This is a genomic window from Azorhizobium sp. AG788 (assembly GCF_943371865.1).
Taxonomy (GTDB): domain Bacteria; phylum Pseudomonadota; class Alphaproteobacteria; order Rhizobiales; family Xanthobacteraceae; genus Azorhizobium.
Genome location: NZ_CALRWL010000029.1, coordinates 64,315 through 75,419, shown reverse-complemented (window position 1 = coordinate 75,419; position 11,105 = coordinate 64,315). Strand labels below are relative to the sequence as shown.

Annotated in this window: 10 protein-coding genes and 3 tRNA genes; 7 read left to right on the top strand and 6 right to left on the bottom strand. The window is 65.4% G+C overall.

Translation table 11 applies throughout. From position 1 onward, the window contains the following. From AAG816_RS17015 to AAG816_RS17005, 3 genes are all read right to left on the bottom strand, one after another. A partial coding sequence (locus tag AAG816_RS17015) for a GTP-binding protein (RefSeq protein WP_341990852.1) occupies nt 1-149 on the bottom strand: 149 nt, incomplete at its 3' end. Nucleotides 150-305: 156 nt separating this feature from the next. Then, nucleotides 306-379, bottom strand: a tRNA-Gly gene (locus AAG816_RS17010). A gap of 40 nt (nt 380-419) precedes the next feature. After that, a tRNA-Tyr gene (locus tag AAG816_RS17005) sits at nt 420-504 on the bottom strand. A 290-nt stretch (nt 505-794) separates the two neighbouring features. Between AAG816_RS17005 and AAG816_RS17000 the strand changes: the two genes are divergently transcribed. The 4 genes from AAG816_RS17000 (at nt 795) to AAG816_RS16985 (ending at nt 4,980) form a co-directional block, all read left to right on the top strand. Then, nucleotides 795-1,625, top strand: a complete 831-nt coding sequence (locus AAG816_RS17000) for a substrate-binding domain-containing protein (protein WP_341990845.1) — start codon at nt 795-797, stop codon at nt 1,623-1,625. A gap of 113 nt (nt 1,626-1,738) precedes the next feature. Beyond that, the gene (locus AAG816_RS16995; protein WP_341990844.1) at nt 1,739-2,578 is read left to right on the top strand and encodes an RNA methyltransferase; all 840 of its coding nucleotides are present in this window, start codon (nt 1,739-1,741) and stop codon (nt 2,576-2,578) included. A gap of 342 nt (nt 2,579-2,920) precedes the next feature. Next, nucleotides 2,921-4,588 carry an MFS transporter gene (locus AAG816_RS16990; RefSeq protein ID WP_341990843.1) on the top strand — a complete coding sequence of 556 codons (1,668 nt, stop codon included), beginning with the start codon at nt 2,921-2,923 and terminating at the stop codon, nt 4,586-4,588. 317 nt (nt 4,589-4,905) lie between these two features. Beyond that, a tRNA-Thr gene (locus AAG816_RS16985) sits at nt 4,906-4,980 on the top strand. Nucleotides 4,981-5,089: 109 nt separating this feature from the next. Here the strand turns inward: AAG816_RS16985 and AAG816_RS16980 are convergent. Both AAG816_RS16980 and AAG816_RS16975 read right to left on the bottom strand, forming a co-directional pair. Then, nucleotides 5,090-5,353: a DUF1488 domain-containing protein gene (locus AAG816_RS16980; RefSeq protein WP_341990842.1), complete on the bottom strand. Its 264-nt coding sequence runs from the start codon at nt 5,351-5,353 to the stop codon at nt 5,090-5,092. Nucleotides 5,354-5,672: 319 nt separating this feature from the next. Further along, the gene (locus AAG816_RS16975) at nt 5,673-5,885 is read right to left on the bottom strand and encodes a cold-shock protein (protein ID WP_341990841.1); all 213 of its coding nucleotides are present in this window, start codon (nt 5,883-5,885) and stop codon (nt 5,673-5,675) included. Nucleotides 5,886-6,338: 453 nt separating this feature from the next. On the opposite strand from AAG816_RS16975, the gene AAG816_RS16970 reads away from it, so the two are divergent. The 3 genes from AAG816_RS16970 (at nt 6,339) to AAG816_RS16960 (ending at nt 8,716) form a co-directional block, all read left to right on the top strand. After that, complete coding sequence (locus AAG816_RS16970) at nt 6,339-6,764, top strand: CopG family transcriptional regulator (RefSeq protein ID WP_341990851.1); 426 nt, start codon at nt 6,339-6,341, stop codon at nt 6,762-6,764. Nucleotides 6,765-6,822: 58 nt separating this feature from the next. After that, a complete protein-coding gene (locus tag AAG816_RS16965; RefSeq protein WP_341990840.1) occupies nt 6,823-8,031 on the top strand; it encodes a PHB depolymerase family esterase in 1,209 nt (402 codons plus the stop codon). Between the two features lie 160 nt (nt 8,032-8,191). Beyond that, complete coding sequence (locus tag AAG816_RS16960) at nt 8,192-8,716, top strand: invasion associated locus B family protein (RefSeq protein WP_341990839.1); 525 nt, start codon at nt 8,192-8,194, stop codon at nt 8,714-8,716. Nucleotides 8,717-8,784: 68 nt separating this feature from the next. Here AAG816_RS16960 and AAG816_RS16955 read toward each other — a convergent pair whose 3' ends face one another. Beyond that, complete coding sequence (locus tag AAG816_RS16955; RefSeq protein WP_341990838.1) at nt 8,785-10,851, bottom strand: ATP-dependent helicase; 2,067 nt, start codon at nt 10,849-10,851, stop codon at nt 8,785-8,787. Nucleotides 10,852-11,105: the final 254 nt, after the last annotated feature.

The following is an 11,105-nucleotide window of genomic DNA, read 5'->3' as shown; positions in this document are numbered from 1 at the left end:
ATCTGGTCGTACGCGGTGAACGTCGCGCCGCCGGCTTCCGCCAGAACCTTGGTGATCGCTGCCGTCAACGACGTCTTGCCGTGGTCGACGTGGCCGATCGTCCCGATGTTGCAGTGCGGCTTGTTACGTTCAAACTTAGCTTTGGCCATCGTTCTCTCTCAGTCCTTCGGGGCGACCGGCGGGCCGCGAAAAAAGCCGCCGTGGGATAAGTGGTTTCGGGGCAGTCCGCAAGAGCCCGCGCGAAGACAAGAGTCTGCGCGCGGTGATCGCCCGAATGTTCAGTGGCGTTGCGGCGCCTTTGGAACTGGAGCGGGTGAAGGGAATCGAACCCTCGTCATCAGCTTGGAAGGCTGTTGCTCTACCATTGAGCTACACCCGCGCATCCCAGGATCTTTTCGCTTGATAACACAGACGACGGGTGGTGGAGGGGGTTGGATTTGAACCAACGTAGGCAGAGCCAACGGATTTACAGTCCGTCCCCTTTAACCACTCGGGCACCCCTCCACATTCAGGCCCGTCGCCTTTCGCTCGCTTGAAACGATCAAGCGAAACGCCAAGCATTACTCAACGCCAACGAAGCTGGCGGCGAAGGACGAGCAAGCTCAAATCCCTCAAGGCCGGCTTTATGTGAGTCACACTTCCACAAGTCAACCCGGAAAAGAAATCCGCTGCACGCCCTTGTGGACGGCGCGCCCCGGGCGAGCGGAACACGCGGCCGTGATCCGGTGTGCAGCTGCCAAAACCCCGGCATCTTCTTATGCTCGCGTGTCATTCCCTGCTTGCGACGGTGCCCCATGTTCGATTTCTGCCCATGGTCCCTGCCCAGCTTCACGCGATTGAGGACGCCGCAGGGTCGCGGGGCCGCGGCCGCCGCGCTGCTGCTCGCCGCCGCCGCGTGGACCTTGGGCCCTTCCTCGGCCGGCGCTGCGGAAATCAAGGTGCTCACCTCCGGCGCATTCAAGCCGGTGGTGATGGAGCTCTCCGCCCGCTTGACCCAGGCCACCGGAACCACCGTCAAGGTGGAGAACGACACCGCCGGCGCCCTCGCCCGTCGGGTGGAGGCGGGTGAGACCTTCGATGTGCTGATTCTCACCCCGGGCGCGTTGGCCGATCTGCAGAAAACCGGCCGCGTTGCCAGCGGTCCCGTCGCCCCTCTGGCCAAGGTGGGAATCGGCGTTGCGGTGAAGGCGGGCGCCGCCAAACCGGACATTTCGTCGGTCGCCGCGTTCAAGGCCGCTCTGCTGTCGGCCCGCAAGGTGGCGATGATCGATCCCGCCGCGGGCGGCTCGAGCGGCATCTATCTGACCCGGCTGTTCGAGACCATGGGCATCGCCGATGCGGTAAAGGCCAAGGCCATCCTGGTGCCCGGTGGCCTGGTGGCGACGCGGGTCGTCTCGGGCGAGGCGGACATCGCCATCCACCAGATCAGCGAAATTCTCGCGGTGAAGGGGGCGGAACTGGTGGGGCCGCTTCCATCCGAGATCCAGAACTTCACCGTCTATGCCGGTGTCCTGTCGCCAGGGCCGACGCCGCCCCCGGCCGCAGCGGCGTTCCTGGCCGTGCTGGCCGGTCCGGAGGCCATCCCGGTCCTCGCAGCCAAGGGCATGAGCCCCGCCGGTCCGTAACGGACCTCGGCAGCCCCATCGCAAGCGGCTGGCAGCCGGGCAGGCAGAGGTTGCACCGGGAGCGGCCGGCTTGCCCCTTGCGCGAACGCGCGGGGTCTGACAAAGCCTCTGCCATGTCCGACAGGCCCAGCCGCCCTCCCTTCCGCTCCGCCGGCCGCCCCACCGGCGGCAAGCCCGGCGCGCGCCCTTTTCCGCCCAAGCGCCGCAGCGGTGGCCCCGCCACTTGGCAGGGCGAAGACGACGTGGCCCTGCTGTATGGCTGGCACACCGTCTCCGAGGCTCTGGCCAATCCGCAGCGGCACTTCCGCAAGATCGTGGCCACCGAGAACGCCGTGCATCGTCTGGAGCAGGAAGGCTTCAAGCTGCCCCTGGCGCCCGAGATCGTGCGTCCGTCGGACATCGACAAGCTTCTGGGCCCCGATGCCGTCCACCAGGGCCTGCTGGCGGAGGCGGACCACCTGCCCTCCCCGCCCCTGAAGAAGGTGGCGGGACACGACCTGGTGCTGGTGCTCGACCAGATCACCGACCCGCATAATGTGGGCGCCATCGTGCGTTCCGCGGCTGCGTTCGCGGTCGGGGCCATCGTCACCACCGCCCGCCACAGCCCGGCCGCCACCGGCGTGCTGGCCAAGAGCGCATCCGGCGGGCTGGAGCATGTGCCGTTCTGCCTCGTGACGAACCTGTCCCGCGCCCTCACCGAGCTGAAGGACCGCGGCATGCTCGTGGTCGGCCTCGACAGCGAAGGCGGCAAGGATCTGGAAGACACGCCCCTGCGCGCGCCCTTGGCTTTGGTGCTCGGTGCGGAAGGCAAGGGCCTGCGGCAGCTCACCCGCGAGACCTGCGACGAGCTGGCCCGAATCGACCTGCCCGGCGTGATCAAGAGCCTGAACGTGTCCAATGCGGCGGCTCTGTCTCTGGGCATGGCGCGGCGCGCTTTGAAGCGCGCCATCTGATCGCCAACTATGGATCTGTGTGTACTGCACAAGATCAACGCCCGTTTCCGGTGCATGCGACCGTCATTTCGCAGTTGCACCTAAGACCATTGACCAATCGAAACCTATCCGTTCCTCGGTCATCCTAACGGCATGGCGCGCTGTGCGCCCGGCTCGGCTTATCCGCGCGGAAGACGCGGAACAGACGATACCGTTGGAGGAAAGGCCCCAACCTGCACCGTTTTACGGCGTGGGCGTCGGATCATATCCCATCAGGTCGCGTCAGCCTCCGGTGCGTTCCGCCTTCATCTCCTCGTCCGCGTGCGGGTCGAGGAGCGTGGGGTTTAAGTGGGAGGAGCATCCATGTCTGTCACGACTGCAGGTCCGGTAGCAGCACATGCACCGATGACGCGGGAAGAGAAGAAGGTCATCTTCGCCTCATCCCTCGGCACGGTGTTCGAGTGGTACGATTTCTATCTCTACGGTTCCTTGGCGGCGATCATCGGCGCGCAATTCTTCAGCGCCTATCCGCCGGCCACCCGCGATATCTTCGCCTTGCTGGCCTTCGCCGCCGGCTTCCTGGTTCGCCCCTTCGGCGCGCTGGTGTTCGGCCGCATCGGCGATCTCGTCGGTCGCAAATACACCTTCCTCGTCACCATCCTCATCATGGGCCTGTCGACCTTCATCGTCGGCATCCTGCCCAACGCGGCCACCATCGGCTTCGCTGCGCCGGTGATCCTGATCATCCTGCGCCTGTTGCAAGGTCTTGCCCTGGGCGGTGAGTATGGCGGCGCCGCCACCTATGTGGCCGAACATGCTCCGCATGGCCGGCGCGGCTTCTACACCTCATGGATTCAGACCACGGCAACTCTGGGTCTGTTTCTCTCGCTCATGGTCATCCTGGTCACCCGCAGCGTCGTCGGCGAGCCCGCTTTCGCGGCATGGGGCTGGCGCATTCCGTTCCTGGTCTCCATCGCGCTGCTCGGCGTCTCGGTGTGGATCCGGCTTCAGCTGAACGAATCCCCGGCCTTCAAGCGCATGAAGGAAGAGGGCACCACCTCCAAGGCCCCGCTCTCGGAAGCCTTCGGCAAGTGGTCGAACCTCAAGATCGTGCTGCTGGCGCTGTTCGGCCTTGTCGCCGGCCAGGGCGTGGTCTGGTACACGGGGCAGTTCTACGCCCTGTTCTTCCTGCAATCGATCCTGAAGGTGGACGGCTATACCGCGAACCTGCTGATTGCCTGGTCCCTAGTTCTGGGCACTGGCTTCTTCGTGTTCTTCGGCTGGCTGTCGGACAAGATCGGCCGCAAGCCGATCATCCTCGCCGGCTGCCTGATCGCGGCGGCCAGCTACTTCCCCCTGTTCAACGCCATCACCACCTACGCCAATCCGGCGCTCGAACAGGCCATCAAGAACGTGCGGGTGACCGTTGTCGCCTCTCCCGGCGAATGCGGCAGCCTGTTCAATCCGGTGGGCACACGGGTCTACTCGGCCCCCTGCGACGTGGCCCGCGACTTCCTCGCCAAGTCTTCGGTGAAATACACCACCGAGACCGGCGCGGCAGGCTCGGCCACCCAGTTGAAGATCAACGATACGGTGGTCCCGTACGGTGCTGACTTCACCAAGACCGCCACGGCGGCTTTGCAGGCGGCGGGCTATCCCAGCGCGGCCACCAACAAGGACGTGATCAAGATGTCGAACCCGTTCGATATCTTCCAGCCGCGGGTGGCGGCGGTGATCGGGCTGCTGTTCGTGCTGGTGCTGTTCGTGACCATGGTCTACGGGCCGATCGCGGCGGCGCTGGTGGAACTGTTCCCCACCCGCATCCGCTACACCTCCATGTCGCTGCCCTATCACATCGGCAACGGCTGGTTCGGCGGCCTGCTCCCGGCCACGGCCTTCGCCATGGTGGCGGCCACCGGCGACATCTACTACGGCCTCTGGTACCCGATCGTCATCGCCCTCGCGACCTTCGTGATCGGCCTGCTGTTCGTGCCGGAGACCAAGGACCGCAACCTGGAAGACTGGCACTAGAGGCCTCGCCCGGCGGCGCTCTGCCGAGCGATCTGGTCCACCACCCAAGGTGCAACGGCCCCGTCTCTGGCGGGGCCGTTGTGTTTTCACGGCTCTTCCTGGTGCAGTCCGGTCTCAAAGCACCGAGCGCCTATGGCGACACCTCGGGTTTGGAGACCCTCCCGCGCGGAGCGAAACGAGTGACCGGTGCGTTTTATGAGGGGAAGGGATGCCGCCTAGCGGCGGGGGCCTCGCCATCTTGTTCGCGAGGTGCGTCGCTGGTACATGCACTGTCGGCAGTCCAGGTGGCGAGTTCGCGCCCATCGAAGCAGACGTCCGCCGGTTTAGCTCAGCGGTAGAGCAGCGGTTTTGTAAACCGAAGGTCGGGGGTTCAATCCCCTCAACCGGCACCATTTCTCAGCATGGAAGCGTCATAGGTTTGCGTCGACATCACGATGGCGACCGAGGCCGGCCTGATCCTAGGCGCGCGCCCGTGCCACATGCCGATGCGCGAGGACCAAATCAGAAATCAGAGGTGGAGAGCCGGTTCAGGCGGCTGTGCTTGCGCGAATAGACGCTGCTGGCAGCGTGCTCAATGCGGGCGCGGTTGCCATCAAACACCCGGAGCGAGGCGGCCTCGTCCTTGTGGGGATGCGGCGTGAAGCGCTGGAGCACGTCGTTGTCGAGATGGAACGCGATTTCAAACATGGAATCGTGCCCCCAGAACGTCACGCACTGCCGCGCCTCGTCATAGATTCGGCTGGCGTTGGGAAATTGGAGGGCCATGGCGGAACGTCCTTTGGATGCGGGCTGCGATCAGCGGCGGCGCGCCTCGTGTGCATCCGGCAGGGCGCCCTCGATCCAGACGCCACCGGCACGGGCGGGCGGCATACATGGACCACAATCGTCCTGTAACTCTCATCCGCGTGTCATGGTGTTCCCTTGAGGGCACGGCACCTGTGGCGGTCTGCGGGTCGCCATTTACGGGCGGATATCTACGTATCTGTAATATCTACGTATTTATATCTGAAGCGGCCGGTCCATGGGACCGGCGCACAGAAACGAACGGCCGACGATATCGGAGACCGATGCGACGGCCGGTCGATCAGTCGACGAGCTTGAGGTTGTCAGCCGACATCTTGCCGCTCTTGCGATCTGCGACCAGATCGAAGGTGACCTTCTGGCCTTCGTGCAGATCGCTCAGTCCGGCGCGCTCCACAGCGCTGATGTGGACGAACGCATCGGTGCCGCCTGCATCCGGAGCGATGAAGCCGAAACCCTTAACGCCATTAAACCACTTCACGGTTCCCTCAGTCATGGGAAGCCCTTTCACGAAAATTATGAGGCATGCCGATCACCGTCTCATCGTCAAAAATACGCTTCAAGACATGACGAGACAGTTATGCGCGAACATTCATCCGCGCAGAGCCAATTTAATCCGGCTTTTATCGGACGTGTGGACTATGTCCGATATAGAGATTAATAGCAATTTTATTATCTACGCGGACCGAGCCCGCGGCCATTTCGGGTGCCGGTGCGGGCGCTTTACATTTGCCATCCTGTTCTGCGGTCCCGGCCTCCGGGCGCCGTGCCGCCCCTGACAGACCCCAATCGCGACCGACCGTTACACTCAGCCGTGCCGCAAGACGGGCGCCGGGCACCAGACGGCCCCGAAGCGATCGCCCGCGGAAATGCCCGGAGGGGCTTGCATTGATCGCGCGACGCCCCATCTACCATCCACACGGATGGTTATTGGATGGTGCGAGGGGCGATTGTGAGTGAGGTCAAAGCAGTGGCGCCGCAGGTTCGGCCGCCGGAAAGCGAAAAAATCACCATCAACCTGGGGCATGTGGATCTCGGCCAGATCGACCTTCTGGTGCATGAGCATTTTTACGCCAATCGCACGGATTTCATCCGCGCCGCCATTCGCGCCCAGCTGGACCGGCACGATGACGTGCTCAAGCGGTCCGTAAAGGTTCACAGCCTCGACCTGGGTCTGCGGCGCTACAGCCGGCAGAAGCTGGAAGCGGTGCGCGCCGCGGGCGAGACGCTCGATATTCAGGTGCTGGGCCTGGTGGTCATCGAGGCGGACGTCCCGCCGGATCTGGCTCAGGATACGATTTCGTCCATTCACGTCCTGGGCGCGCTCCAGGCCAGTACGGCGGTGAAATCCGCACTCGGCGGACGCATCCGCTGATTTTCCCCTTTCAGGAGCGGGCGTCCGTCCCTCTCCGCTTCCCGTCAGGATCCGGTTTATGACGTCGGTCTTCAAGTTCGACATGATTGAGGTGTTGCGCCTCACCCGCGAGGGTCGCGTACAGGAAGCCACGGCATTGCTGCGTGGCGCCGGCGGACCGGCGGCGGCCCCTCCCCCGGGTTCGCCACAGTCCGGCTGGGCGGCGGACGACGCGCCCATTGATCTGGTGCCGCCACGGGGGGCGGATGAGCCTTGGGCGGTCGCCTCGCCCCCCGAAGACACCTCGGCCATGGGCCTGATGCGGGCCGGCGAAGCCCAGGTGCTCAAGACCTTCAACGACATGGTCAGCTGGTGGGACACCGGCCCCGCCGCTCCGGTCGATCCGCGCGCGAAGGCGCCGCCCACCGGCGGTTCGGCCTTCGAGGATCGCACCTATTCCGGCCCCACCGGCACGGCGACCTACAAGCTCTATATTCCCAGCGGCTACAAGGGCGAACCGCTGCCGCTGGTGGTGATGCTGCACGGGTGCAGTCAGTCGCCGGAGGACTTTGCCGTCGGCACGCGGATGAACGACGTGGCTGAAGAGCACACCGTCCTGGTGGCCTATCCGGCTCAGTCGAAGTCCGCCAATCCCTCCAAATGCTGGAACTGGTTCGAAAGCGGACATCAGGCCCGGGACCGCGGGGAACCCGCACTCATCGCCGGCATCACCCGCGAGATCATGCGGGAGTTCCCGGTCAATCCGGGGCAGGTGTTCATTGCCGGCCTGTCCGCGGGCGGCGCCGCGGCGGCGATCATGGGCGAGGCCTATCCCGATCTCTATGCCGCCATCGGCGTGCATTCCGGCCTTGCCTGCGGCGCCGCCAGCGACATGTCGTCTGCGTTCGGCGCCATGCGCAACGGGGCTCCGGCCCGGTGCGAATCCGTGGGTCCCGGCACCGAGAGCGGCCGGGTCCCCACCATCGTCTTCCATGGCGACCAGGACACCACCGTGCATCCCGCCAATGGCGACCATGTCACTGCGCGCGTCACCACCGCTGCTCCGGTCCAGACCACCGTGGAGCATGGCGTGGCGCGAAGCGGGATGCGGTACACGCGCACGATCGCGGTGGATGATCGCGGCAGGCCGGTGCTTGAGCATTGGGTGCTGCAAGGCGCCGGGCACGCCTGGTCCGGAGGCAATTCCTCGGGCTCCTTTGCCGATTCCCGCGGGCCCGATGCCAGCCGCGAGATGATGCGCTTCTTCCTGCAAGCCGGCACGGACTGAGACCGACACCGCCGTCTCCCGTTGCGCATCCGGCCGGGTGCGGATATGGCCGGCAGAGGTATGGATGGGGTGCGATCGGCCATGCCGATTCGGCACCGGGCTGAGGAACGAACCAATGCGGGCACGGAAAGCCTCTTCGCGACCACGGGCGGCTCTGGTGATGGCTGCGATCTGCGGACCCGCGCTTCTGGCGACCGGCCTCGCCGGGTCCGCATGGGCGCAGCCGGCGGCCGCGGACAAGCCGCCAGCGCCGCAGACCACGACTGCCACCTACCAGGATTGGGTGGTGCGCTGCGAGGCGCCCGCCGACAAGCCCAAGGTGTGCGAGATCGCCCAGGGCATCCAAGCCCGCGCCGATCAGGGCTTGATCGCCCAGGTGGTGGTGGGCCGGCCCAGCAAGGCCGACCCGGTCCGCCTCATCGTCGAACTGCCGCCTGGGGTCTGGCTGCCGGCAGGCGCCGTGCTTCAGGCCGGGGAAAAGGCCTCGCCTCTGGCGCTGACCTTCAAGACCTGCCCGCGCGCCTGCTTTGCAGACATGGAGCTGAAGCCGGAGCAGGTGCAGGCCCTCAAAGGCGCCACCGGCAGCGGAACGCTGACCTTTGAGGACGGCGCCCGGCAGAAGGTCCAGTTGCCGGTCTCCTTCAACGGATTTTCGGCAGCTTTGGACGCCAGCCTGGCGCCCTGACGCCGCATCGCCCGGCACCGGCATCGCTCTCCCGCCGGTCACTCTTTGCCGGGGTCGGCCCGTTCGGACTATCGCCACATGCCGCGCATGCGCGCGGCCACATCCACGCGCACATCCTGGATCACCGGACGCCCGGCGGCAGGCGCCCCTTCCGCCGGCGGCCACGCGGTGCGCTCGAAGTGGGGCAGGATCGCGTTGGGAATGAAGCGGCTGCGCGAGGCATAGACGTGGCGGTCGCCCTTGGCCTGCTGGCCATGGGTGTAGAAGCGCTGCGGGATCACCAGATGCAGGTCGTCCCGCGCGCGGGTCATGGCCACATAGAGCAGACGCCGCTCCTCCTCGATCTCCTCGCTGGCGCCGGTGGCCAGATCGGAGGGGATGCATCCGTCCACCACATTCAGCACGAACACCGATTTCCACTCCTGCCCCTTGGCGGAATGGATGGTGGAGAGGATCAGATAGTCCTCGTCGCGGAGCGGCACGCCGGCCTGGTCGCTGGTGGCGTCCGGCGGGTCCAGGGTCAGTTCGGTGATGAAGCGCTCGCGGGAGGGGTAGCCCGCGGCGATCTGTTCCAGCTGCACGAGGTCCGCCTGGCGCGCGCTGGCATCCTCATGCATCCGCTCCAGATGCGGCTCGTACCACAGGCGCGCGGCTTCCATCTCCGCCGGCCAGCCCGCGGCGCCGCCCCGCATCGCCCCGACCAGCGCCAGGAAGGCCGGCCAGTCCGCCGCCGATCGCGGCGGCGACGGAAGTGCCAGCAGCGCCTCCAGGGGATCCGCGGCGGCGGCGATGACGTCGAGCACCTTCTGTGCGGCCGACGGGCCGATGCCCGGCATGAGCCGCAGGATGCGGAAGCCCGCCACGCGGTCGCGGGGGTTTTCCAGGAAGCGCAGCAGCGCCAGCAGATCCTTTACATGGGCGGCATCAAGGAACTTCAAGCCGCCGAATTTGACGAAGGGGATGTTGTGCCGGGTCAGTTCCACCTCCAGCGGCCCGCTGTGGTGGGAGGTGCGGAACAGCACCGCTTGCTGTTTCAGCGGCATGTCCGCCTCGCGGTTCTCCAGCACCTTGGCGATGATGAAGCGGGCTTGGTCGGCCTCGTCGCGCACATGCACGATCTGGGGCGGGGCCCCGGCGCTGCGATCGGTCCAGAGGTTCTTGGTGAAGCGTTCGCGGGCCAGTTCGATCATCGCATTGGCGGCGGACAGGATCGCCTGGGTGGAGCGATAGTTGCGCTCCAGGGTCACGATCTGGGCCGGCGGCGTGAAGGCCCCCGGAAAATCGAGGATATTGCGCACCGTGGCGGCGCGGAACGCATAGATCGACTGCGCATCGTCGCCCACCACGGTCAGGCCCGCGCCGCTCGGTTTCAGGGCGAGCAGGATCGAGGCCTGGAGGCGGTTGGTGTCCTGATATTCATCCACCAGCACGTGATCGAACCGCGCGCCCATATCGGCGGCCAGAAGCGGCTCGTGGGCGGTCTGCGCCCAATAGAGCAGCAGATCGTCGTAATCGAGCACGTTCTGGCTCTGCTTGGCCTCCACATAGGCCGCAAACAGGCTCTTGAGTTCCCCCGCCCAGCCGGCGCACCACGGGAACACCGTGGCCAGCACCTCCTCCAGCGGGCGTTCGGCGTTTACACAGCGCGAGTAGATGGCCAGACACGTGCCCTTGGTGGGAAAGCGGCTCTGGGTCTTGGAGAATCCGAGATCGTGCCGCACCAGGTTCAGAAGATCGGCACTGTCTTCACGGTCATGAATGGTGAATGCGGGATCCAGGCCGATCTGCGGCGCATACTCCCGCAGCAGCCGCGCGCCGATGCCATGGAAGGTCCCCGCAAAAGTCAGGCGCTCCGTTGCCCCATCGGCCGACGCGCCCAGAACCTGACGCGAGATGCGCGCGACGCGGCGAGCCATCTCGCTGGCGGCCCTGCGCGAGAAGGTGAGCAAGAGGATCCGGCGGGGATCGACCCCGGTGACGATGAGATGGGCAACCCGGTGAGCCAGGGTGTTGGTCTTCCCGGACCCCGCACCGGCGATGACCAGGAGCGCAGGTGCCAGAGTTCCCTGCCCGACGCCATGCTCCACGGCGCGCCGCTGTTCCGGATTGAGCTCGGCAAGGTACGCAGCGGACACCGGCGAATCATTCCTCTATGATAGGCGAGGATTGATGTTTCGCGTTTTGTTCGCAAGGCATCTGTCGCGACAAGCGAGGGGAGCGGCGTGGGGAGTGCCGGCCCTTTCAAATACGTACCGGCTTTATGTTACCACAAGGTTCATATGTACGCGGGCACGGGGCGCCCCTATAATGCTTCGAAATTAATTTCAATTTTGATATTTGATGCCTTGCGATTGGTTGAACATGAACAGCGGCAGCGTTACGGGTCATG